The 23,312-nt window shown below is 64.0% G+C and carries 24 protein-coding genes and 2 pseudogenes; 13 read left to right on the top strand and 13 right to left on the bottom strand.

What is annotated here, in order from left to right:
- The first annotated feature begins 13 nt into the window (after positions 1–13).
- The 3 genes and pseudogenes from EJ067_RS34410 to EJ067_RS03935 all read left to right on the top strand — a co-directional run bounded on the left by EJ067_RS34410 (position 14) and on the right by EJ067_RS03935 (position 2,317).
- Positions 14–427 (top strand): hypothetical protein, encoded by a 414-nt coding sequence (locus EJ067_RS34410; RefSeq protein WP_189510374.1) that lies wholly within the window; start codon positions 14–16, stop codon positions 425–427.
- 526 nt (positions 428–953) lie between these two features.
- On the top strand, positions 954–1,235 hold the full coding sequence (locus tag EJ067_RS03940; RefSeq protein WP_126084764.1) for a hypothetical protein: 282 nt from the start codon (positions 954–956) through the stop codon (positions 1,233–1,235).
- Between the two features lie 123 nt (positions 1,236–1,358).
- Positions 1,359–2,317: pseudogene (locus EJ067_RS03935) on the top strand (EamA family transporter).
- A 76-nt stretch (positions 2,318–2,393) separates the two neighbouring features.
- Here the strand turns inward: EJ067_RS03935 and EJ067_RS03930 are convergent.
- From EJ067_RS03930 to EJ067_RS03910, 5 genes are all read right to left on the bottom strand, one after another.
- A complete protein-coding gene (locus EJ067_RS03930; RefSeq protein WP_126084763.1) occupies positions 2,394–2,825 on the bottom strand; it encodes a hypothetical protein in 432 nt (143 codons plus the stop codon).
- A gap of 184 nt (positions 2,826–3,009) precedes the next feature.
- Entirely contained in the window at positions 3,010–4,329 is a 1,320-nt protein-coding gene (locus tag EJ067_RS03925) for an HlyD family type I secretion periplasmic adaptor subunit (RefSeq protein WP_126084762.1), read from the bottom strand.
- A gap of 3 nt (positions 4,330–4,332) precedes the next feature.
- Entirely contained in the window at positions 4,333–6,090 is a 1,758-nt protein-coding gene (locus EJ067_RS03920) for a type I secretion system permease/ATPase (RefSeq protein WP_126084761.1), read from the bottom strand.
- A gap of 32 nt (positions 6,091–6,122) precedes the next feature.
- Positions 6,123–7,655, bottom strand: a complete 1,533-nt coding sequence (locus EJ067_RS03915; RefSeq protein WP_126084760.1) for a family 16 glycosylhydrolase — start codon at positions 7,653–7,655, stop codon at positions 6,123–6,125.
- A gap of 385 nt (positions 7,656–8,040) precedes the next feature.
- Complete coding sequence (locus EJ067_RS03910) at positions 8,041–8,832, bottom strand: pyrroline-5-carboxylate reductase dimerization domain-containing protein (RefSeq protein WP_126084759.1); 792 nt, start codon at positions 8,830–8,832, stop codon at positions 8,041–8,043.
- Between the two features lie 138 nt (positions 8,833–8,970).
- Between EJ067_RS03910 and EJ067_RS03905 the strand changes: the two genes are divergently transcribed.
- Positions 8,971–9,201 carry a hypothetical protein gene (locus EJ067_RS03905; RefSeq protein ID WP_126084758.1) on the top strand — a complete coding sequence of 77 codons (231 nt, stop codon included), beginning with the start codon at positions 8,971–8,973 and terminating at the stop codon, positions 9,199–9,201.
- A gap of 23 nt (positions 9,202–9,224) precedes the next feature.
- Here EJ067_RS03905 and EJ067_RS03900 read toward each other — a convergent pair whose 3' ends face one another.
- The 5 genes and pseudogenes from EJ067_RS03900 to EJ067_RS03880 all read right to left on the bottom strand — a co-directional run bounded on the left by EJ067_RS03900 (position 9,225) and on the right by EJ067_RS03880 (position 12,852).
- On the bottom strand, positions 9,225–9,926 hold the full coding sequence (locus EJ067_RS03900) for an SDR family oxidoreductase (protein WP_126084757.1): 702 nt from the start codon (positions 9,924–9,926) through the stop codon (positions 9,225–9,227).
- Between the two features lie 119 nt (positions 9,927–10,045).
- Positions 10,046–10,422 (bottom strand): annotated as a pseudogene (locus tag EJ067_RS03895) (GFA family protein).
- 203 nt (positions 10,423–10,625) lie between these two features.
- Positions 10,626–11,858, bottom strand: a complete 1,233-nt coding sequence (locus EJ067_RS03890) for a patatin-like phospholipase family protein (RefSeq protein ID WP_126084756.1) — start codon at positions 11,856–11,858, stop codon at positions 10,626–10,628.
- Positions 11,859–11,893: 35 nt separating this feature from the next.
- Positions 11,894–12,193 carry a DUF3616 domain-containing protein gene (locus tag EJ067_RS35635; protein WP_126084755.1) on the bottom strand — a complete coding sequence of 100 codons (300 nt, stop codon included), beginning with the start codon at positions 12,191–12,193 and terminating at the stop codon, positions 11,894–11,896.
- A complete protein-coding gene (locus tag EJ067_RS03880) occupies positions 12,115–12,852 on the bottom strand; it encodes a DUF3616 domain-containing protein (RefSeq protein ID WP_189510371.1) in 738 nt (245 codons plus the stop codon). Before EJ067_RS03880 ends, EJ067_RS35635 begins: the two co-directional genes overlap by 79 nt.
- A gap of 279 nt (positions 12,853–13,131) precedes the next feature.
- Here EJ067_RS03880 and EJ067_RS35075 point away from each other — a divergent pair, with 279 nt between their 5' ends.
- On the top strand, positions 13,132–13,755 hold the full coding sequence (locus tag EJ067_RS35075; protein ID WP_245468156.1) for a hypothetical protein: 624 nt from the start codon (positions 13,132–13,134) through the stop codon (positions 13,753–13,755).
- A 71-nt stretch (positions 13,756–13,826) separates the two neighbouring features.
- The gene (locus EJ067_RS03875) at positions 13,827–15,206 is read left to right on the top strand and encodes a phospholipase D-like domain-containing protein (RefSeq protein ID WP_245468155.1); all 1,380 of its coding nucleotides are present in this window, start codon (positions 13,827–13,829) and stop codon (positions 15,204–15,206) included.
- A 29-nt stretch (positions 15,207–15,235) separates the two neighbouring features.
- Here EJ067_RS03875 and EJ067_RS34405 read toward each other — a convergent pair whose 3' ends face one another.
- Positions 15,236–15,454 (bottom strand): hypothetical protein, encoded by a 219-nt coding sequence (locus EJ067_RS34405; RefSeq protein ID WP_189510370.1) that lies wholly within the window; start codon positions 15,452–15,454, stop codon positions 15,236–15,238.
- Between the two features lie 153 nt (positions 15,455–15,607).
- Between EJ067_RS34405 and EJ067_RS03870 the strand changes: the two genes are divergently transcribed.
- Complete coding sequence (locus tag EJ067_RS03870) at positions 15,608–15,811, top strand: hypothetical protein (RefSeq protein WP_126084753.1); 204 nt, start codon at positions 15,608–15,610, stop codon at positions 15,809–15,811.
- 311 nt (positions 15,812–16,122) lie between these two features.
- On the opposite strand, the gene EJ067_RS03865 is transcribed toward EJ067_RS03870, so the two are convergent.
- Together EJ067_RS03865 and EJ067_RS03860 are read right to left on the bottom strand one after the other, a co-directional pair.
- The gene (locus EJ067_RS03865) at positions 16,123–16,566 is read right to left on the bottom strand and encodes an SRPBCC family protein (protein ID WP_126084752.1); all 444 of its coding nucleotides are present in this window, start codon (positions 16,564–16,566) and stop codon (positions 16,123–16,125) included.
- 128 nt (positions 16,567–16,694) lie between these two features.
- Positions 16,695–17,594, bottom strand: coding sequence for an SMP-30/gluconolactonase/LRE family protein (locus EJ067_RS03860; RefSeq protein WP_126084751.1), 900 nt, complete (start codon positions 17,592–17,594; stop codon positions 16,695–16,697).
- A 98-nt stretch (positions 17,595–17,692) separates the two neighbouring features.
- Between EJ067_RS03860 and EJ067_RS03855 the strand changes: the two genes are divergently transcribed.
- The 6 genes from EJ067_RS03855 (at position 17,693) to EJ067_RS03830 (ending at position 23,309) form a co-directional block, all read left to right on the top strand.
- The gene (locus EJ067_RS03855) at positions 17,693–18,412 is read left to right on the top strand and encodes a FadR/GntR family transcriptional regulator (protein ID WP_126084750.1); all 720 of its coding nucleotides are present in this window, start codon (positions 17,693–17,695) and stop codon (positions 18,410–18,412) included.
- Position 18,413: 1 nt separating this feature from the next.
- Entirely contained in the window at positions 18,414–19,616 is a 1,203-nt protein-coding gene (locus tag EJ067_RS03850) for a mandelate racemase/muconate lactonizing enzyme family protein (protein WP_126084749.1), read from the top strand.
- Positions 19,617–19,656: 40 nt separating this feature from the next.
- Positions 19,657–20,634: a sugar ABC transporter substrate-binding protein gene (locus EJ067_RS03845; protein WP_126084748.1), complete on the top strand. Its 978-nt coding sequence runs from the start codon at positions 19,657–19,659 to the stop codon at positions 20,632–20,634.
- 196 nt (positions 20,635–20,830) lie between these two features.
- Entirely contained in the window at positions 20,831–21,808 is a 978-nt protein-coding gene (locus EJ067_RS03840) for an ABC transporter permease (protein ID WP_126084747.1), read from the top strand.
- A 4-nt stretch (positions 21,809–21,812) separates the two neighbouring features.
- Positions 21,813–22,544, top strand: a complete 732-nt coding sequence (locus tag EJ067_RS03835; protein WP_126084746.1) for an ATP-binding cassette domain-containing protein — start codon at positions 21,813–21,815, stop codon at positions 22,542–22,544.
- A 9-nt stretch (positions 22,545–22,553) separates the two neighbouring features.
- On the top strand, positions 22,554–23,309 hold the full coding sequence (locus tag EJ067_RS03830) for an SDR family oxidoreductase (protein ID WP_126084745.1): 756 nt from the start codon (positions 22,554–22,556) through the stop codon (positions 23,307–23,309).
- The last annotated feature ends 3 nt before the right edge of the window (positions 23,310–23,312 follow it).

Genomic DNA, 23,312 nt, shown 5'->3' with positions numbered 1-23,312 from the left:
CTGGGGAGGTGAAATGAAAATTGGATACGTTATTGGAGCAATTGCGAACGCCTCTTTGAGTCGAATTTTGGTTACACTCGCTGCAGGAATTTGCTTTGCATCATCGGCAGCTTCGGCCGGACAGGGAGAACAGCAAAACATCAACTTCCTGGCTCGGAAGGACGATGGCTGGTTGAATAAGGCCGCAACGATGGCGGGCGATATGAACGGCGTAATGAAAAGGTGTCGGCTAATGCCGACTGCAGACGGGAAAGCCGTCATTACTGTCCCCGTCCTTTTGTACGAGGGGTTGGATAAACACCTAACGCCTAATCCACGAAAGTTCCAAAGGGCCGTCCACGCCTATGAAAGAGCTTACGCCATGGCAGTCCAGAGAGCGGGAAATTGCCAAACCGAGAAGGCCAAGTACCCGAAGCTTTACCGGTAGATGGCTGCCAATGATGGGCTATGGTCCCGCACTTGCTCACCGCCTCACGCCGTCATCGTATGGGGGAGATTGATAGCGGTCAGGGTTTCAAAGCAGGCCACTTAAGGCGATCTGTGAGGGGCCATTTGAATGGACGAGGCGTTGGTTCTATTATCGGTCTGACATAAAGATACCAAACATTAGAACGAACGAATAGCCTCTGGCCGGCGCCGCCGCGCCATCGCATCAACCGCTTCCTTGACAGTCTGTCGGTTGCGTATCGCGGCGCGACATTGGCGCCCTTGTCGCCATCGGCCTTCTGCACCTCGGCAACCGCCTGCCGCCATGCTAGGCCGAGTTCCTCAGGCGACGCTTAAGATGCGAACCTTCGTGTTAACCATCAGTTAACTATTCGATGGCCTTCGATACGATCCTGGAGGATATTGGTTCTAGCCGCGAGAGTCAGCGCGGCTGAGTTGAAAAGAAGCGACGGAATACCGTCGTCTCCCGGGGAGGCGCCTGCATCGGCTTTGATGAGGAGCGCCAAATGCAGATCGAAGACGCAGTTGCTGCAGCGACGGCCGAAGACGGCGCGCTTGTATCTTGCCTAGGCCAGCCTGTTGTTGCCTACCACGTCACGGCAATCATGAGAGAGACGAACGCGACGCACGCAAGGGCGATGCAACTCGCCTTGATGCGGCGCAGCATCGAGGCGCTCGTCGACGATGGCCTGGAAGATGCCGCCGCCGAAGATTTTGCCTCACAGTTTCACGGTCGCATCGGCTCGACCTGGAGGCTTCTGCACTCGTCCGACGGTTCGCCGAACTGACGCCGATCCATCTTCCCGTGCGACGCAAGCATCCCCGCCATCACCGTCATCCGCACAGATAGGTAACATTCGAGGACGGTGATATATTGCAGTTGCGTCTGACGTGCATCGAAGGGGGATGACATGCAGGCAGTGCCGATAGCGCATCAAGCAGACCAGCCTGCGGTCGCCTCGATACCCTCGCTCTCCGGCTATCCGGCCGCCGTGCTGTGCTGGCTTCTGTCGGCGGCGTCTATATCGCGGCCAAATGGGTGGCGCCGGAAATGCCGCCCTGGGGGCTTTGCTTCTGGCGGCTTGCGTTGGCCTGCGCCATCCTGCTGCCGATCGTGCACCGTCATCACGGCGCGATGGTAGCGCTTCTCAAATCCCGGCCCCTGGAGATCGTCGCCGTGGGGGCGATCGGCCTGACGCTGTGCCAAGGCATGATCTACCATGGCCTCGCTGCCACCGACGCGACCACGGCCGGCATCATCATGGCGCTGTCGCCGGTCATGACCATGGTGCTCGCGCGTTTCGTGCTCGGCGAGCCGCTCGGGCTCTGGAAATCGCTCGGCGCGGCGGTTGCGCTCGCGGGCATGCTGGTCATCGTCGCGCATGGGGATCTCACGGCGCTGCTGCAGCTGCGCTTCAACCTCGGCGAATTGTGGATCGTCGGCAGTGCCTTCTGCTGGGCGCTCTACACCGTGCTTGTGCGCCGTTCCAAATTCGGCATCGAGCTCCTGCCGCTGGTTGTGCTGTTGCTCGGCGCCGGCGCGCTCGTCGCTCTGCCGTTTCACGTCTGGGAATGGTTCAACGACGAACGCTCCGCCTTGAACGTTCATGGCTGGCTCGCGCTCGCCTATCTGGCCGGCCCTGGCGGGGCGCTGATGTACTATCTCTACAACCGCAGCGTGGACACGCTGGGCGCCAGCCGCGCGAGCATGCTGCTCTATCTGCAGACGCTGTTCGTCGCCATCCTTGCCTACCTGCTGCTTGGCGAGAGCCTGCACGACTACGACCTGCTCGGCGCGGCCTTCATCGTCGCCGGCATCGTGCTTGCGACGCTAATCAAGCCCAGGCCGAGCCCCGCTCGCGCCGCATAGGCTGCGGTTCTCCGACAGCATGCCGAAATCGTTCAATCCCCGATGCTCCAAGCGATGGCAAACGGAGCGGCGGCCCTTACCTCAACCCGATGCTCATGCCGCTGAGATCGGCGTTGACTTGCAGGCCTACCTGCCGGCCCGTGAGTTCGAGTTCAGCGCCCTTGTCGTTGGTCATGACGATCACCTGGGCCCCTTTGCCGAGCGCGCCGCCGCCGCCGGCTGCGCCATACACTCCCGTCACATCCCGGGCGCGGCGTATGTGGCGCACGGTGCCCTGGAAATAGGTTTTGGAGGCTCCGAAGGCGAGACCGCCCGAGATGCCGCCGATGGAGATCGGATAGCGGCGGCCGTGGAAGGTCAGCGTGCCCTCGCCACCGGATCCACCGATGAAGAAGGCCGCCTTGTAGACGGAAAAGCGGATCGTGCCGCTGTCGGCGTGTGCTGCGCTGGCAAGGCTGACGCCCGCGGCCGCGAAAACGGCAATCGCGACAGAACGAAATATGGACATGATAAGACTCCTCAAGAGCGCCGCTTGCCCAACCGGCCGGGCACGTCAGCGTCGTATCAAAGTATAGCTGAACAGTCTCGCACGTCTTTGGTTCCAGCGCTCGCGGACTGAATTCCGCTGCGGGAGACCGCCACGGAACGAGGCGGTGGCGAACATGGTCTTGAGATCCCGGTAGCCTGCCGCCCTACCGCTCCGCAAACGCCCTTGCAAACGAGTCCATCATCGGCCGCGCCAGATATTCGAAGAAGGTTCTATCCCCCGTGCTGATGAAGGCCTCCACCGGCGTTCCCGGATAAAGCTGCTCGGCTTTCACGCCGGGGGGCAGGGCATCGGCGATCTTCAGCTTGGCGCGGAAATACGGTTCGCGCGTCGCCTGGTCGATCAGCCGGTCGGCGGAGATCTCGCTCACGGTCGCCGACACTTCGGGCGTCAGGCGCATGTTGAGCGCCGACAGCCTTAGTTTCGCCTGCTGGCCGACGCGCACCTGGTCGATGTCCTTCGGCCTGAGCTTGGCGTCGACGTTGAGGCCTGAAGCCGTGGGCAGGATCTCCATGATCTTCTCGCCGGGCGCGATCACGCTGCCCTTCGAATTATAGGTCGACGACACCACGATGCCCGCTGCCGGCGCCTTGATCGTCGTGCGCTGAAGCACCGCCTCGGCCGCGCGCATCCGCTCCTCGATGTCGGCGAGGTTGGTGCGGACGTCGTCGAGCTTGGTCAACGCTTCCTCCACGCGCTGCGTGGTCAGGCGCTCGACTTGCACCTGCGCTTCGACGATCTGGCTGTTGGCCGCGGCGAGGTTTGCCTCCAGCGCGCCGGCCTGGCCGACGAGATCGGCCTCCGAGCGCAAAAGCTGCGAATATTCGGTGCGGTTGGTGAGGCCCTTGTCCAAAAGCCCGGTCTTGATGCCGAGCTCCTTCTTCACCACGTCGGACTGCTGCTCGATGGCAAGCTTCTGGGCGTTCAGGCCGATCACCGACTCGCGGTGCATGGCGACGCGCTGCGCCATGATCGACTGTTCGGAGCGGAAGCGGGCGAGTCTGGCGTCGAATTCCTTCTGCTGTTCGCGGATGAGGTTCTGGAAATCCTGCTGGAACGGCGCCGCTGCCGCCTCGGTGATCGGCGCCAGCCTGTCCAGTCCGTCGCGCTCCGCCTCCAGCCGTGCCGCGGTCGCCTTGAGCGCGATCGACTGCCTGGTCAGCCGGTTGAGATCTGCCTGCGCCGCCGTCCGGTCGAGGAGGATGAGGTCCTGGCCCTGCTGCACGCGATCGCCTTCATGGACCAGCAGTTGCTGGACGATCCCACCCTCGGGCTGCTGGATAAGGATGTTGCCGCCGGTCGCCGAAATCGTGCCTTGCGTGATCACCGCGCCGGAGAGCGGCGCGCTCACCGCCCAATAGCCAAAGCAACCGACGAAGAGTGCGATTGCCGCATATCCGGCCAGCGCCATGCGCCGGAAATCGGTGCGTGGCTGGCCGTTCCAGGCGAGGCTCTCGACGGTCATCGTCTACGATCCCAGGCGCACGCCGTGCGTGCGGATCGTCGGGATGAACGAGCCCGTCACCACCGTACCCGGCTGCGCGACAGAGCTCTTTGCGGCGCCCTTTTCGACAGTCGGCCGCCGTAGCACCTCGCCGCTCGGTCCGAAGGCTTCGACCACGCCGCCGCGCAAGAGCATCACGCGGTCGCAGGCGGCGGCGATCGAAGGGCGATGCGTGATCACGATCACCGTGACGCCCGCGGCTTTCGCGGCGGCGAGCACCGCTTCGAGCGCCACTTCGCCGCTGCCGTCGAGATGGGAGCTGGGCTCGTCGAGGACCATCATGCGCGGATTGCCGTAGAAGGCGCGCGCCAGCCCTATCCGCTGCCGCTCGCCGCCCGACAGCGTCCTGTTCGAGGGGCCGATCATGGTCTGGTAGCCGTCGCGCTGCGCCAGGATCAGCTCATGCGCCTCGGCGCGCCTGGCCGCCTCGACGATCGCGGCGTCTTCCGCCTGCGCGTCGAAGCGGGCGACATTCTGCGCAATCGATCCGGGGAAGAGCTCCACCTCCTGCGCGAGATAGCCGATATATTTTCCGAGCTGGTTCTCGTCCCAGGTCCGGAGGTCGGCGCCGTCGATCCTAACGGCCCCCCCGGTCGGCTGGGCGGCGCCGACGAGCAGCCGTGCCAGCGTCGATTTGCCGGCGCCGCTCGGGCCGATGATCGCCACCGCTTCGCCGGCGCCGATCTGGAAACTCAGCCGCTTGAGGATGGGTTCGGTGCCGGGCTGGGCATTCGGCGCCATGAAGAAAACCTCCTGCACGGCAATCGCGCCTGACGGGTCGGGCAGGGCGAGCTTGCGCGCTTCCGCCGGCTGCGCCGCAAGCGCCTTTTCCAGCCGCTTCCATGCTCGTTTGGCCTCGAGGATCTGCCGCCAGGCGCCGATCAGCTGATCGAGCGGTTGCAGCGCGCGCGACGACACCAGCGACGAGGCGAAGATCATGCCGGCCGTCATCTGCCCCTCGACGACCAGCCATGCGCCAGCGCCGAGGATCGCGAGCTGCAGCATCATGCGGAAGGCCCGCGAGGCGCCGCTGAAGATCGCGTTGGCGCCGGCAGAGCGGTCGTGCAGGATGAGCGCTTCGCCGATATGCCGTCCCCAGACGCGTGCGGCGTTCTCGACCATGCCCATGGCGCGCAACGTTTCGGCATTGCGGGCAAAGACCTGCTCGGCCTGGCTGGCCAAAGCCGAACGTTCCGCGGACAGGGCATCGTTCCTGCCGATGGCAAGCTGGTTCGCGATGACCAGCAGAACGAGCAGCACCGTGCCGGCGAGCGTCACCCAGAACAGGATCGGATGGATGAGATAGAGCAAAGCGAGGAAGATCGGAGCGAAGGGCAGGTCGAACAGCACCGCGACGCCGCGCGACCGGATGAAGGCGCAGACCGAGGCGAGGTCGCTGAGAGGCGACAGGCCGCCGGCATATTTGGGCGCCAGCGAAAGCGCGAACGTTCCGGCACCCAGCCTCCGGTCGACGGTCGCGGCGACTCGTTGCGTGTAGATGGCGCGCACCGCGTCGAGGAAGCCGAGGAAGGCGAGAGCCAGCACCGCGATGAGCGAGAGGTAAAATAGCGTCTCGACGCTGGAGGACGGCAGCACGCGATCATAGACCTGGAGCAGGTAGAGCGGGATTACCAACAACAGGATGTTGATCAGCACAGAGAAGACGCCGACATCGGCCATGGCGCGCAGGAAGACCGGCCGCAGGCCGGACGGTCCAGTCATTTACGCGTTCCCCGTTGCATGATTCCGAGCCCTTACGCGTGGCCCCCAAACTCGGAACCGTGGTGCAGCGTGCTGTCGGCGAAGCTATGCGTGGCGAAGCTGTGCGTGGCGGTGCTTTGCGTGGCGGTGCTTTGCGTTGAGGTGGTGGTGCTGCTCGTCATAATCAGCGGGTTCGCCTGCACAGTGCCCAGCGTGTAGGCGTGGATGTAGTCGATCTTCATCTGAGCCGGGGTCGCCAGATGATCCGGCGGCGCGCCGGCCTGACCGCCGATCGCAAGATCGACCAGCATATACATGGGCTTGTTCATGTCCGACGGTGTCGCCGCTTCCGCGACCTGCACGCCGTCATAGGTCCACACCAGCTTGTCCGGCGTCCACAGCACGCCGTAGGTGTGGAAGCCGGCGGTATCCATGACGTTCACCGTGGACGAGACCGTGGTGTGCGTTCCCGTCGCATTCGAGTGCGCGGTCATCAGAAGCGAGTTCGGGTTCTGGCCGTACATTTCAACGGCGTCCAACTCCGGCGGCCACGAGCCGTCCTGAGGCAGCAGCCAGAAGGCTGGCCAGGCGCCGGCGTTTTCCGGCAGGTCGGCCCGCATTTCGAAATAGCCATAGGTCTGCGAGAAGCTATCGTGCGTGGTCAGGATGCCGGAGGTGTATTCGTAGTTGTTGATCAGCGGCTTGATGTCCGCCGGCGCCTGCGCCGCGGTGATGGTGAGAACGCCGTTGTTGACGCTGAACGGGTGGACGGAGCTCGTCGGGGCGTAATTGGCGTCGATATACCACTGCAGCTCGTTGTTCTGGGTGAGCGTGCTGCCATTCGGCGCGCCCCACCAGAAGTTGGTGTCCCAGGTGCCGCCTTGGCTGTTGTGGAGGTTCAGCGTGTTGAACTCATCGCTGAAGGACAGCGTCATGCCGAACTTGTCTATCGGCAGCTCGAACTGGCTGGGCTGCAGCTTGTCGATGGTCGTGTCCTTGAACTCGAGGATCTCGCCGGATCCGAGGTTCAAGATGACGTTCGATCCCGCCTGGATCATGTTTGAGTGAATGGCGTCGAAGGAAGTGAACCCATAGCCGTCGAGGCGGACAGTGTCGGTCGCGGCAAAATTGGCGATCAGATCGCTTCCGTTGCCTTTTGCGATGATGAACGTGTCGTAACCGCCGCCACCGTCGATGAGCACATCATTGCCCTTGCCGCCGTCCAGCGTCTGGTGACCGGCCTTGGCGGTGATGATGTTGTCCAGGTCGTTTCCGAAGGCGAAGTTCTTGGCGTTGGTGACGATGAGGTTCTCGACGTTGTCGGGGAGCTTGTAGCTCATCCATGTGCTGATGGTGTCGATGCCTGCCCCATAGCCCTCGGCCACCTTGTTGCCCGCCGCATAGAGGTAATAGATGTCATCGCCGTAGCTGCCGTGCATGGTGACATTGACACCGGAGGCTCCATAGAAAGTGTCGTTTCCGGAGGTGCCCCACAAGTCCGGCCCGGACCCGGATGCCGAGAACCAATGGGTGGACGTGCCGCTATAGGGGAGAGGAACGCCTACGGCATTGACGAAGCTGGCCATCGGACAATCCTTCCTCGTGGTGCACGTCTTGCTTGAATCGGGCGATACGAGTTCAACCGATCGATGCCGGATCAACTTGTAATTCAGGTTATCGTTCCAAGGAATCGCCATATAGTACAGAGAAAAGTTATATTTCAGCGATCAATTCTTTAAGCCAGAGAGAATAAGGGGGCTCTAATGCAATTTAAGCGCGAAGCTCGACAAATTTTACTTAATATTGCAGGAATTTCTGCCGAAAGATTAGGCATATCGAAACGAATGGATGCATTTTGCTTCTGCTGTCAGAGCGACGGTTCGAATCGGCCAAGCCATCGAAGTTGTCGCTGAGGACCGCTTCAGCCGACCGTGGTGGACATTTGAGATTGGCGGTTGCGTGCGCGCCCGCTCACTTCTTCCCCATCGCGATCGACTTCCGGAAAGCCGCCGCCAGTCCTTTAGCCACCGCCTCCTCGAAGCCGGCTTCACGCATCGTCTCGATCGCGGCGGCGGTCGTGCCGCGATAGTCGAGGAAGGCTTCCACCGTGTCGGCGGGTGATGCGTCGCTGAGTTCCAGCAGCCGGCCGGTACCGGTGAGCACCGTATTGACGGCGCGCCGCGCGACGTCGGTCGAGAGGCCGAAGGCGATCGCATCCCGCATCATCGCGTTCGCCAGCAGGGCAGGGAAGGCCGGGCCCGAACCCGTCAGACCGGTGAGGTAGTCGATGTCGCGCTCGCTGCCGACCTCGTCCTCAACGCCGCAGGCGGCGAAGATCGCGCGCACGGTTGTGCGGTCCTGCTCGGTCGCTTCGCTGCTTGCGATCCACGGCGTGTAGGATTTCGCGACCTCGGCCGCCGCATTGGGCAGCGTGCGCACCACGCGGCGCGTGCCGTGCTTCTCGCCGATCTCGGCCAGCCGAATGCCGGCCATTACCGAAATCACCAGCTTGCCTTTTGCATCGAGCTCGAGCGAGGGCCAGTCCTGCGGCCGCACCGAAAGCACGATGACATCGGAGCGGTCGGCGAGCGCCTGGTTATCGTCGGTCCAGAAGGCGCCTGGAAAGCGGTCGGGCTTCGCGCTGCGATAGGAGAGGGCGAGGTCTTCGGCGCGCAGCACGCCGGCCGCAAGCGCAGCTCCTGCGATGGCGCCGCCCAGCCAGCCCGCGCCGCCGACGACGCCGAGCTTGATCGAAGCGCTCATTCCTGCCTCCGTTGCAGGGCCGCACGGTAGCCGCCTCGCAAACAATTTGACAGCGAAAGTGCACGGCGGCCCATGTCACGGCCGCCGCCTTACCCAAGGTAAGCAAAATTTCACCAAGCGCTGTTAGAAGCCGCTCCCATGGATCGCAACAAGAACAACGACATCTTTGTCCTGATGGCAGCGCTTGCCGCCATGGCGATCTACAACATTGCCTGCGGCATCAAGACAGGCGAAGTCCGGGGCAGCTCGCATTGGGTCGCCCTGGCAGACGATCCGACCCGATTTTGGAACATCGTGGTCGGCAATTCGATTGTCCTGGTGGCTTCGATAGCCTTTCTGTTGGTGCTCAATTCCCGCAGACCCGGATGACTTGAGGCGACGCCGGCTTCACCTCAAACCGCCCTCGTTATCCCACCATCGACGCGGATGTTCTGGCCGGTGATATAGGCCGCCCCATCCGAGGCCAGGAACGAGATCGTCGCGGCGATCTCTTCCGAGGTGCCATAGCGTTGCATGGGCACGCTGCCACGCCGCTCTTCGGTCGCCGGCAGGCTGTCGATCCAGCCCGGCAGCACGTTGTTGATGCGGATGTTGTCGGCCGCATAGGTGTCGGCGAAGATCTTGGTGAAGGCGGCGAGCCCGGCGCGCGCCACCGCCGAGGTCGGGAAGCCGACGCTCGGCTCGAACGCCCAGGCGGTCGAGATGTTGATGATGGCTCCCGACTTTTGTTTTTGCATCACCGGCGTCACCAGCCGGGTCGGGCGCACGACGTTGAGGAAATAGGTGTCGATGCCCTTATGCCAGTCCTCGTCGCTGATCTCGATGATCTGCGCGCGCGGCCCATGGCCGGCGCTGTTGACCAGGACGTCGATGCGGCCCCAGCGCTCCAGCGCGCCGTCGGTGAGGCGCTTCAGGTCCTCGTTCGACTGGTTGGAGCCGGTGACGCCGAAGCCGCCGAGTTCCTGGCCCAGCGCCTCGCCCTTACCGGAGGAGGAGAGCACGCCGACCTTGAAGCCGTCCGCCGCCAGCCGCTTCGCCGCCGCAGCGCCCATGCCGCTGCCGCCCGCCGTCACCAGAGCTACTTTGTCCACCATTTCTCAATCCATTCGTTGAGGCGGGGAGGCCGCCTGTTGATGAAGGCGCCTCTGTTAGCACGAGAGCGGGAAGGCACGAACCGGTTTGGATTGCGCCAAGACGACGGCGCCGGCGCCAGCTATTTCGCTTCGGGATTGTGAACCCACCCATGCCGCCGCTCCTCCCACCCGATGCGTGTCGGCGCTGGAAAGGCCGGGTCGGCAAAGCAGCCCATGGCAACCGCTATGACCTCCGGCTTGCGCTCCGGTTCCCAGAAGACGCTCGACCCGCAGTTCGGGCAGAAATGGAAGGTGACGGCATGGCCGCTGTGGGACGATCGCCTAAGGTCTTGGCGTCGCCTTCGGCCTTCGCCTTCTCGCGAGCATAGAAAGCCCCGATGCCATAGCTGCTGCCGGTCCGCCGCTGGCAGTCCAGGCAATGGCAGAGCGCGACCAGTTGCGGCTCGCCGTGACAAGAGATCTTCAGCTGCCCGCAGGCACAGGATGCGGTTCGCATGGGCTGCCTCGTGGTTGGATAAAAGCGCCGCCCGTCTTTCGGCGGTCGGCATGCTCAGATTTTCGGGGAGATTGGCGCGGCGTCACGCCCGCCACAGTGTTACGCGCTGCGGGCAAGGGATTCAACAGCGCATGGCGATGGGCGAAAGCGGCGGAGCGCATGATCTCCCTCTCTGAGGAGGAAACCGGCAGGTCGCGCCGTGCTCAAATCTTGAAAGCGCTCATGATTGCCTTCGACACCACCGCGCAGCGGCCGGGCTTCACCGCGCCCGCCGCCAGCGGCACGCCCTTTCCGGGCGGCACGGCCGGTTCGTACCAGCTGCGCAGCGCCTGATCGCTGGCTGAGTAGCCCCAGTTGACGAGGTCGATCGTCTCTTCGCTTCCTAGGAAATGCAGCGAGGTGCCGATGTCGGCGGGCGCGATTGCCGCGGTTTGCACGAAGGTCGGCTCTGTTGCGTCCGGCTTGCTGGCGATCGACCAATAGACGCCGCGCGTGGCCGCATAATCGGGGCGGGTCGCCTCGCTGGGCAGGCCCTCGGCGTCCTTGGCAGCCAGGAAACGGGCGACGAGATCGCGCCGCCTGAGCGACCGCACCTGATTGTCGGTGGTGTCGAGCACGCGGTTCACTTGTGAGAACCAGTTCCAGTAGCCGGAGCCCGACGCCCGCCAGGGCGCGCCGGCATCGCTGACCAAGAGCCAGCGGCAGCGCTTCAGCGCCGGCTCGATGCCGTGATTGTCGTAGACGCCGCCATCGGTGAGCACGGCGCGGCCGGCCGGAACCGCGGGGCCGACGCTGGCGTCGAGCTTGTCGTTCCGCCACTCGAATTGCGTCAGGTCGAGCCTGAGCGGGGATAGGAACGGCGGGAAGGCGGACGACGCCGCGATCGCGGTCGCGACCGTCAGGTCGGCATGGTAGGCGACGCCGATGCGATAATCGGCGATATAGCGGTTGGACATGCGAAACAGCGAGCCGGTGCTGAGATTGCTGGAGCAGAACACGAACCAGGGGCGCCCGGTCAGGCCCTTCAGCATCGGCCTCGCGCCATCGAACAGATGGCGCTCGTAGCAGGCGGCGACTTCCGCCGCCGCGCTCGAAAACGGGTTGAGCAGGCCCTTGAGGATCGAGGGCGCGTCGAGGAAGACCTGCGAGAAGGCGAGGATCTTTTCCAGGTAAAGCTCGCGGAAATTGCCGGCGACGCCATTGGCGAAGGTGAGGCGCGGCCAGATAACCGCCAGCAGCCCGGCGGCGATCGAGCCGCCCGAGACCGAGCTCACCATGTCGATTTCTTGGAGCAGGCCGGCCTCGTTCAGCCGGCAGAGCGCGCCGGCATGGAACAGCATGGCGCGGTAGCCGCCACCCGAAAGGCAGAGGCCGAGGCCCTGGCGCGTTGTCGTCTCGCCGTTTGCCGACAAGACCTCGACCGTATCCGGGCCCATTGTAGTCCCCCCTGCCTCCTCGCTGGCCGGCGAGCTTATGCGAACCAGTCGACGCTCACCTTGGCGCCTGAGCGACGGCGCCCGTCCGGCGTGTCGTAGGCGACGAGCATACCCGGCCAGTTGTCGAGCGCAAACGGGCAGAGCCCTTCCGGATGCTCACGACTGGACGTCCATTCGTAAAGCACGTTGGCGGTCTCGATCCGGCCGGCGCCGGAGGGCTGCCAGCCATGGATGCGAAACGGCCCGTCCGCGGCCGTCACCGGGCCTGCCAACACCAGCACGTGGTCGTCGCGTCGGGCAAGGTCGCGCACACCGAGCCCGCCGAGGTCGAGCATATGCAGGTGCGGCTTGTCATCGGTAGGCGATGCGGCCCTGCGCGGCAGCGAGACGACCACTGCGTAGCTGTGACCGGGCCGCGCAGGCCGAGCAGCAGTCGGTTCGGCAGCAGGGTGAGGCCTTCGATGTCGAGCCCGTTCTCCTTGCTCGGCAGGTCGAGGAAGCTGGAGAGATAGGGATTCTCGCGCAGCCGGCGCCGCAGGCTGCCGGCGCCGGTGTAAGGCAGGGCCAGCCCGGTGCCCTTCTTGGGCTTGCCGGAGCCGCCGAGCGCAATCGAGCCGAGGAGATGCCGGCTCGGGCGGCGCTTGAAGTTGGGATCCAGCGTACCGGGCTCCTCCGCCTCGCGCCGGACGCGGCAGTGCGAGCCGCAAAGCCACAGCCTGCCGTCAAAGACATCGACGGATTCGAGGTCGGCCTCATGGCCCTCGGGCAGACCGGGGAAGAAATCGTCGAGATCGTATTGCTCGACCAGCGCGAAGCCGCCATCGGCGACCGCGAGGCGCTCGAAAGTCCGCCCTTCGTCCGAGACGGTCCAGGCGGAACCGCCACCGATGCCGATGCCGGAGATGTTGCCGATCACATTGTCGATGTCGCGGGCGCCGGCGTAGTCGAAGGTGATTTCGCGTGTGAGCTGAAGCTGCGCGAGCGACGGTGTCAAATCAGTCGTCTCCGAATGGATTCCGCGAGCTTGCGCCGGACTCCGGCGCGGTCAAATCGTCAGGATATCAGGCCGAAGGTGCCGAAATTTCATTAGCGAACTGTGAAATAGATCACATGTTGTTGTGATCAAAATCTGCGAGCGTAGTAAACTAAAGTATTATATATGGAAACGCGGTCGGGCAAGGCGCTTGAGCTGTTTGCCGGCGAAATAGTGGGTTCGAAAAGAGCTTAAAGTAAGTAGAGAAGTATCGTTTGATTGCCATCGGAGGGGTGAGGCATGGGGAAGCTGGTCAAGGCAACTGCATGGTGCAATGGCGAGGTCGCCTATCTGTCTTGGGTGGCCGATGGACCGATCGCCGATTGTGTTGGGTTCATGATCACGCGCGTGCATGAGACGGGCCCGGAGGCCGGGCAGCGCCGAATACTGCCCACCTGGATCGGCTTCACCGACCAATCGAATCCGAACTGGCTGGACCAGGACAGCTCGGTCTGGCCGATCCAGCAATATGAATGGCGCGACCTGACGCTGCGGCGTTCCCGCGACACGGCCAAGGTGCGCCCCATCGACTTCAGGGTCCATTACGAGATCACGCCCGTGGGCCTTGCGGGCCCCGGGCGCCCGGCGCTCCCGGCCTCGCCGACGGCGCCCTTTCTCGACGAGAACGGCAATCCCCGATACGAAGGACCGCTGCATCCGCTGGCCAAGATCGGCGATCCCATCGACACGCCGTCAATCGACGTTTCGCATGATTACGCCGGCGTGCGCGCCACATACACGAACGGCATCCTGTCCACGCAGAATCTCCTGCAGCAGCTTGAGGCGGTCCAGGGAACCAAGCCCGCGAACGTTGCCGCCGGCCCGACCACGAAGCTCACGCCCGGCCTGTTGAGACACTGCTGAAGCACATCCCGGTCAAGGACGACGAGATCAGGACCTTTCTCACCGGCGATGTGCTGGGATTCCTCCTGTCGATGATCGATCGCGCCGAAAAGAAGAAGGGCGCCGAGCTCTACATGGCTCTTTACGAGCTGCATGACCCGGAACTCATCGAGCGCCTGACCAAGCTGACCAAGGCAGGTAAGGCGCATGTGATCCTGTCGACGGCTGGCTCCACTGACCCGAACCGGCCGAAGACGCCGCCCGAGCAGAAGCAGCCCGTCGTCTGGGACACCGAGAACCATGCGGCGCGGGCCGGCCTGCATGCGGCCTCGGCGGCCAATATGCAGGACAGGCTCTTCAACAACACGGCGCATATCGGTCACAACAAATTCGCCATCTATGTCGAGAACGGCGTAGCCAAGTCCGTCCTGACCGGCAGCACGAACTGGACCGAGACCGGCCTGTGCACGCAGTCCAACAACGCGATCATCATCGACGACAGGCAGGTGGCCGGACAATATCTCGCCTATTGGAAGCGCCTGTTCGATGACCCGCAGCCTGCCGGCCAGGAACTGACCGTCACCTACGAGAACAAGCCGCTAACGGGCTTCGAGAAGAACAACGGCGTGCAGGGGGCCGTGCTTCGCGCAGCGAACGCAACGCCGGCCAAACCCGATACGCTCGCCGGCGGCACCACCGTCGAGGTGCTCTTCTCGCCGAACACCAAGGCCAAGACGAAGAACGCCGATTCGCCGACACCCGTCGATCTCAGCCGGGTCTATTCGCTCATGGAGCATGCCAACAACGCGATCCTGTTCCTGGCTTTCCTGCCCGGCTACAACGGCGTCCAGAACATCATCGGCGAGGCGGCGAAGCTTGCCGCCGAGCGTCCGGAACTCCTTGTCCAGGGAGCGGTCAGCGACCCGAAGGCGCTGCCGCCGCGGGCCAAGGCCGGCGAGCCCACAACCTACACTGCGCCCGATGGAACGACGAAGAAGCTGCCGCAGCCGGCCGTCTGGTGGCCGGGAGGCGATGCCAGCCGCGTCGCGGTCATCCGCGCCGCCGCCGTCACCATGCAAACCGGGGACTTGCGGCCGGAACTCCTCTCGGCCGGCCACGCCATCATCCACGACAAGATCATCGTTATCGATCCGCTGGACGCCAAGGCCTGCACGGTGATCACCGGCAGCCACAACTTCGGCTACAAGGCTTCCTACCAGAACGACGAGAACCTGCTCATCATTCGTGGCAACCAGCCGCTAGCGATTGCCTATGCGGTCCATGTCCTGGATGTCTATGATCACTATCTGATGCGGGCAAAGCTCTCGGACCGCCTGCGCAAGTCGTTGGTCGAAACGGGAAAGCCGCCGGCTGCCAATTCGGGCGGGTTCCTGAGAACCACGGCCGACTGGCAGGCACGCTGGTTCAAGCCGAACCCGATCCCGACCAGCCGCGACTATTTCCTCTCGTAGCTGCCGACCGGCCCGTCTCTTAGAGCGTTTCAGCGATTCATAGAATCGCCGAACCGCCTTAAGTATTTGTTTTTACGCAATTCCGGACGGAAAACCGTTACACACTTTTCCTGGAATTGCTCTTGGCCGAGGTCGCCCTTGAAGATGACGAGCACGCGTTTCGACGCCTGCAGCGCAAACCGCATCGCTTCGCCGTAGGCCGGATCGCTCCCAAAAGTGCGCAGCGATTTTGGGAAGACGACATGCATCAAAACAAAGACTTAAGGCGCGTCGCCTGAATCCGTTTCAGAGCGACGCGCCTTAGGCGGTCCGTTCGGGCGCATCGGGTGGGCGATACAACCTGAGCCCGCTTGAACAGGTCGCCGGATTGGGCGATGGTGGTCTATCAACTTAGGTGAACGATGATGCGTACGGACAAGGCACGGCCTTTTGTGCCGACCGAAATCCATGTCGGCACGGTCAGGGATGAGGAGGGCGCTATCGGCATCCTCTCGATTCGGACCACGGAGGGCCTGTTGGATATTGCGCTGGACCGACAAGCCGCTGAGGCCATCGTGAACGCCATCGGCGCCATCCGGTCCAAACTGGACGCCGCTGAAGCCTAGAGCAATTCCAGGAAAAGCGTGAGCGGTTTTCCGTCCGGAATTGCGTAAAAACAAGGCGATAGGGCGTTTCGCCGTTTCCGTGAAACGGTGATACGCATTAAGCGGTTCACCGTTTCATGGAGACGCCGAGCTGCTCTGGCTATTTGTCTTTGCGCCCTTCCGGACGGAAACTCGTTACGCGTTTTTCCTGGAATCGCCCAGGAAAAAGAAAGCCCGGTCGCAAGCCGGGCGGAGGTGATGGGACGCCGAGCAAGGATCATTCGTTCGGCGGCTACCAATTTGCATCATCATTGTGACAGGGGCATGAAGCCTTACTGATTGATCTCGGGCTCGACGAGCCTTGCCAGGTTCTTCAGCGACTCCTGCCAGCCGAGATAGCAGGCCTCGGCCGGAATGGCGTCTGGAATGCCGGCCTGGGTGATCTCCATCTCGGTGCCGACCGAGACCTTCTTCAAGGTCACCGTCACCTGCATCTCGCCGGGCAGGTTGGGATCGTCGAACTTGTCGGTGTAGCGCACGAGCTCGCCCGGGACGAGCTCGACATAGTCGCCGCCGAAGGCGTGGCTGTCGCCCGTGGTGAAGTTGCGGAACGACATCTTGAAGGTGCCGCCGACCTTTGCATCGAAGTGATGGACGGTGCAGGTGAAGCCGTTCGGCGGCAGCCACTTCGCCAGCGCGTCTGCCTCGATGAAGGCGCGGTAGACTTTCTCGGGCTTGGTGGCGAGCACGCGGTGCAGGCGGACAGTGCTTGGCATATCGTTTCTCCTCATGATTGCCGGTCTATGCTCCTATGACGAACGGCGTTTGGCCAGCCCGACATCGATGGAGAAGATTTTCTGCGGCCGGCCGTTGCCGAAGCGCGTAATTTCCCCGCAAGGGGAGACTAACCGAAGCGGTTGGCCGGCATGCCGCGCACGCCCGGGCGCAGCGCGAACAGGCCGCCCTCGAAGGGGTAGGCGGCAAGATGCTCCGCACTCATCGTGAAGCGCGCGGAGGTGACGAACAGCGTGTCGAGGTCGGCGCCGCCGAAGGCACAGCTTGTCGGCCAGCTGCAGGGCAATTCGACGATCCGATCCAGCCTGCCGTCGGGCGCAATGCGCACGAGGCAGCTTCCGCCCACCACGCGGCAGTTCCACACATGACCCTCGGCGTCGAGGCAGGAGCCGTCCGGCAGACCACGCTCGAAACCGGCAAAGAAGGGAAAGGCTTGGCCAAGCCGTCCCGCTCTGTCGTCCCAGCCATAGCTGTAGAGAGCGTTCTTCATCGTGTCGGCGGTAACGAAGCGACCATCCGGCAGCCACACCATCGTGTTGGTGATGCCGAACCTTTCCTCGCCGAGGCGCCTCACGTCGCCGTCGGAGCCCACCCGGTAGAGCTGGCCTTCGTCGCTCGTGATCGCCGCCGGCGCGTCGTCCGGCCCGATATTGTTGGCCATCGTGCCGACCCAGAACGAGCCGTCCGGCGCCACCACGCCCTCGTTGAGCCGCGTGCCCGGCCGGTCGGCCTCGATCGTCGCGAGCGTCCGGAACGGCCCGCCGAAATCCCAAAGCGCGATCTCCTTGCGCAAACCGACGATCGCGCCGCCGTCGGAGCGCAGGCCGACCGCGGTGACTAGATCCGGCGTTGCCCAGCACTCATGCGCTCCGCTCGCCGGATCGAGCCCATGGATCCTGCGGCCGATGATGTCGACCCAGACCAGCCTGCCGCGCCGCTCGTCCCACACCAGGCTTTCGCCGACCACGTCGCGCGCGTCGAAGATCAGGCCGGCTTCCGTTTCCTTCATCGGGTTTCCTCCGCCGTGGAAATGCGCTTGACATATATCTTTTGCCAGAGCTATGAGCAATTCAATAACAACCTGTCATACAGGTTTGAGGGAGCGAGATGCAGGAAGAGACGGATCCAGTGGGTGAGCCCAGTCCTGGCCTGGTCAGCACGGCGATCCAGGCGATCACCCAGCACATCCGCTCCGAAGGGTTGGCGCCGGGCGATCCGCTGCCCAGCGAAGCCGCCATGACGCGCCAGCTCAACGTGTCCCGCACCGTCGTGCGCGAAGCCTTCCGCTCGCTGTCGGCGATGCGCCTGATCGACATGAGCGCCGGGCGCCGCGCCACCGTCGCCAAGCTCGACACTGGCGCAATGTCGATGGTGATCGAGCACGGCATCACCACCCAGCAGATCAGCGTCCAGCAGGTCTATGATGTCAGGCGCACCATCGAGATGCGCACCGTGGCGCTGGCGGCCCTGCGCCGCACCGACCAGGAAGCGGCGGCGATCGCACGGTCCGCCCGGCTGATGCGCGAGAATTTCAATCACCCCGAGATCGTCATGGAGCACGACATCGCCTTCCACGAGGCGATCGCGGCGGCCTCGCATAATCCGGTCTTTTCGCTGATCGTCACCGCCTTCAGCGGCGTGACGCGGCGCACCTGGGTGATCGGCTGGCGGACCCGCTCCTCCGACGAGGCCCAGCTCAAGATGATCAAGGGCCATGAGGACATCGCCGACGCCATCCTCAAGGGCGATCCGCGGCTCGCGGCCGAGCACATGGCCGAGCATTTCGACAAGAGCGTCAAGGCGCTCATCGACGCGGGGATCTCCTGAGATGAAGATCAGCGCCATCGAGACCGTCCGCATCGAGGAGCGGCCCAACCTCATCTGGGTCGAGGTCCACACCGACGAGGGCATCACCGGCCTTGGCGAGACCTTCTACCTGTCGCGCACGGTCGAGGAATATCTGCACGAATATGTCGCGCCGCGCGTCATCGGCCGCGATCCGCTCGAGATCGATCTCCTCGCCGCCGACCTCGTCGGCTATCTCGGCTTCCGCTCCAGCGGCGCCGAGGTGCGCGGCAACTCCGCCTTCGACATCGCGCTGTGGGACATTTTCGGCAAGGTGACGGGTCTGCCGATCGCCCAGTTGCTCGGCGGCTTCAGCCGCCGTTCCATCCGCACCTACAACACCTGCGCCGGCACCGAATACATCAAGGACGCCAAGGGCCAGACGACGGCCAATTACGGCATCGGCGCCGGGCGCGACTATGACGACTTGAACGCCTTCCTCACTCGCGCCGATGAGCTGGCCGGGGAACTGCTTGCCGACGGCATCACCGCCATGAAGATCTGGCCGTTCGACCATGCGGCGGAAAAGACGCGCGGCAACGATATCTCGGCCGCCGACCTGAAGGCCGCGCTCGAACCTTTTGAAAAGATTCGCAAAGCTGTCGGCGACAAAATCGACATCATGGTCGAGTTCCACTCCATGTGGCAGCTCCTGCCGGCGATGAAGATCGCGCAGGCGCTGGGGCCCTATGCCACCTACTGGCACGAGGACCCGATCCGCATGGACAGCCTCGGCGATCTCAAGCGCTACGCCGCCGCCAGCCCGGCGCCGATCTCGGCCTCGGAGACGCTTGGCAGTCGCTGGGCCTTCCGCGATCTTCTGGAGACCGGCGCGGCCGGTATCGTCATGCTCGACATCTCCTGGTGCGGTGGCCTGTCGGAGGCGCGCAAGATCGCCTCGATGGCCGAGGCCTGGCGGCTGCCGGTTGCGCCGCACGACTGCACCGGTCCGGTCGTGCTCGCCGCCTCGACGCATCTGTCGCTCAACGCCCCCAACGCGCTCGTCCAGGAAAGCGTGCGCGCCTTCTACCGCACCTGGTACCGCGACCTGGTGACGGCGCTGCCGGACGTCAAGGACGGCATGATCACCGTGCCGCCGGGGCCGGGGCTCGGGCTGGCGCTTAGCCCGGACCTCGGCCGCGCCTACACCGTCCACCGCCGCGTCAGCGACCACACAGACATTTAGGCAAGGCGGACATCTGAAAAAGCCAAAGGGAGGAACAGACATGAAGAAACTGACTGCATTGCTTTTGCTCGGCGCGGCGCTGGTTGGCGGACAAACCGCGGCCAGAGCAGATGGCCTCAACATCGTCTTCACCCACCATTCGTCGGCCTCCAACACCTTCTGGCAGGCGGTGAAGAAGGGCTTCGACGATGCCTGCGCCAAGGTCGAGGCGAACTGCAACATGGTCTTCACGCAAACCGAGGGCTCGATCGAGCAGCAGGTCGCCAACATGCGCGCCGCCCTTGCCGCCAAGCCCGACGCGCTGCTCACCTCCATCGTCGATGACCACGCCTTCGACGACGTCATCAAGGAGGCGCGCGACGCCGGCGTGCTGGTGATAGCCGTCAATGTCGACGACACCGAAGGCGCCAAGGGCAATGCGCGGCAGGCCTTCGTCGGCCAGGGCTTCAAGCCGGCCGGCTATTCGCTCGCCAAGGCGATTTCCGAGAGCTTCCCGAAGGACGGCCCGATCAAGGTGCTGGTCGGCATCTCCGCGCCAGGCCAGAACTGGTCGGAAAGCCGCGGCGCCGGCGTCATGCAGTTCCTCGAGGAATACAAGGCCGCTCATAAAGACCGCGACGTGTCGTGGGAACGCATCGACAGCGGCACCGATCTCGCCATCACCTCCGACCGCGTCGGCGCCTATCTAAACGCGCATCCCGACACCACCGCCTATTTCGACACCGGCTTCTGGTGCGCCGGCGTGGCGCGCGTGCTGGCCGATCGCGGCGTCGCGCCCGGCAAGGTCCTGCTCGGCGGCTTCGACCTTGTGCCCGAAGTGCTGCAGCAGATGCAGAAGGGCTATGTCCAGGCGCTGGTCGACCAGCAGCCCTACATGCAGGGCTTCATGCCTGTGATGGAAGCCTATCTCAACAAGAAGATCGGTCTTGCTCCTTCCGACATCGACACCGGCCAGGGCATCGTGCGGCCGAAGGAGGCCGACAGCATCATGGCGCTCTCGGCGCAGGGCATGCGCTGAGCAGGTCGCATGCGCCGGAGATTGGCCGACACACCCTTCGCTTCGTCATCCCAGGGTCTTCGCTCCTGCTTCGCCCTGGGATGACGACGCCGCGGCGACTTCGGCCGTCCTTTCGTCCGGACCTGCCTGGAACAAGAACTTCGAACTTTGCACCGGCGTCGCCGATGCACCTTGAGATCGATACCGGAGCCTTTCATTGAAGCGCCTGTTCAAGACCTATCTCGAAAAGCCGGAGCTGGCAGGACTGATCCTTCTGGTGCTGCTCATCATCCTGTTCCAGGTGCGCTCGCATGGCGTGTTCCTCAACGCCGACAACCTGCGCGGCATCCTCGGCATCCTGCCGGAAGCCGGCCTCGTCGCCATCGGCGTCACCATCCTGATGATCAGCGGCGAGTTCGACCTCTCGGTCGGCTCGGTCTTCGCCCTGATGCCGATGACGATGGCGGTGCTGATGGTGCATGGCGCGCCGTTCCCGCTGGCGCTGCTCGCCGGGCTGCTGGTCTCAGCGGCCATCGGCTTCATCAATGGCTACGTCACCATCCGCTTCGCGATCCCGAGCTTCATCACCACGCTCGGCATGCTGTTCATGGCGCGCTCGCTCACCGTCGTCGTCTCCGGCGGCTTTCCGCCGCTCTTGCCCGCCGACCTGCCCAACTGGCTGTTCATTTCGTTCGTCGGCCCGGGCAACATGTTCCGCATGTCGTTCCTGTGGTTCGCCGCGGTCGCTGTGCTCACTTCGCTGATGCTGTCGCGCACCAATTTCGGCAACTGGATCAAGGCCACCGGCGGCTTCCTGCCGGCCGCCGCCTCGATGGGCATCCCGACCGCCAGGGTCAAGATCGTCTGCTTCATGCTCTGCTCGGTGCTGTCCGGTTTCGCCGGCATGCTGCAGGTGCTGCGGCTGGGCTCGCCGTTGCCTTCGATCGGCGAGGGGTTGGAGCTGCAGGCGGTTGCCGCCGCCGTCATCGGCGGCGCCTCGCTCACCGGCGGCATCGGCACCGTCATGGGCGGCATCATCGGCACGACGCTCATCCGCGTCATCGACAACGGCCTGGTGCTGAGCCATGTCGACGCCAACTGGTTCAAGTTCGCCATCGGTTTCCTCACCATCTTCGCCGTCGTCGCCAATGCCTGGATGCGCAAGCGCGCCAAGGCCATCAAGATGGAGGGCTGAAACGGTGAACGACGCGATCATCTCGGTGCGCAACCTGCACAAATGGTATTCCGGCGTGCATGCGCTGAAAGGCGTCACGCTCGACTTCCGGCGGGGCGAGGCGCTTGGCCTGGTCGGCGACAACGGCGCCGGCAAGTCGACGCTCATCAACATCCTGTCCGGCGTCCACCGCGCCGACCAGGGCGAGATCAGGGTCGAGGGCAGGGCGGTGACCATCGCCACCCCCCGCGACGCGATGGATCTCGGCATCGAGACCATCTACCAGTACAACTCCATGGTCCCCACCATGTCGATCGCCAGGAACCTGTTCATCGGCCGCGAGCCGACGCGCTTCTCGGTCCTCGGCGTCGGCATTCTCGATCAGAAGAAGATGGCCGAGGAGAGCATCCGCGCCATCGCCAATGTCGACCTGCATCTGCGCTCGCCCGACGCGCTTGTCGGCGAGCTGTCCGGCGGCCAGCGCCAGGGCGTCGCGATTGCGCGCGCCATGCATTTCAAGTCCAAGGTGATGATCCTCGACGAGCCGACCAACCACCTCTCGGTCAAGGAGACCAACAAGGTGATCGGCTTCGTGCGCGGCCTGAAGGAGCAGGGGGTGACAGGCGTCTTCATCAGCCACAACATGCACCACGTCTTCGACTGCTGCGACCGCGTCGTGGCGATGGCGCGCGGCGAGGTGGTGCTGGACAAGCGCATCGGGGACACCTCGATCGACGAAGTCCATTCTGTCCTGTGAGGTTAGGCAATGAAGGTGCTCGCTGGTCGAAAAATTCTGCTGACGGGCGGCCTCGGCTCGCTCGGCCGGGCCCAGGCGGTGACGTTGGCGCGGGCCGGCGCGCGCGTGCTGGTGCTCGACCGGCCTGACGTCACCGACGGGTCACAGATCGTCCAGATGCTGGCCGGCGAAGCCGGTGGCGATATCGCCCTCATCGGCTGCGATCTCAACCGTCTCGCCGAGGCGGAAGCCGCGGTCGCGGCGCTGGCGGCGAGCGAGGGCGGCATCGACATCCTCATCAACAATGCCGCGCTGATCATCAACCGCCCGTTTGAGGAATTCTCGCTCGCCGAGTATGAGGACCAGATCCGCGTCAATTCCTCGGCGGCCTTCGCGCTGGCGCGGGCCTGCGCGCCGGGCATGAAGGCGAAGGGCTACGGCAAGATCGTCAACTTCTGCTCGATCACGCTCAACGGCCGCTGGGACGGCTATGTGCCCTACGTCGCGTCGAAGGGCGCCATGCTCGGCCTCACCAAGTCGCTGGCGCGCGAGCTCGGGGCGCATGGCATCCGCGTCAACGCCGTGTCGCCGGGCGCGGTTGTCTCGGAGGCCGAGGAGCGCGTCTTCGGCGACCGGTTGAGAGAGTACAATGACTGGATCCTCGAGAACCAGAGCCTGAAGAAGCGCATCGAGCCGGAAGACATCGCCGAGCTTGTCCTGTTCCTCGTCTCGCCGGCCTCCGACATGATCAGCGGCCAGAACATCGCCATCGACGGCGGCTGGTGAGGC

The sequence above is a fragment of the Mesorhizobium sp. M1D.F.Ca.ET.043.01.1.1 genome (genome assembly GCF_003952385.1).
GTDB lineage: Bacteria > Pseudomonadota > Alphaproteobacteria > Rhizobiales > Rhizobiaceae > Mesorhizobium.
This window is presented reverse-complemented; position numbering and strand designations above follow the sequence as displayed.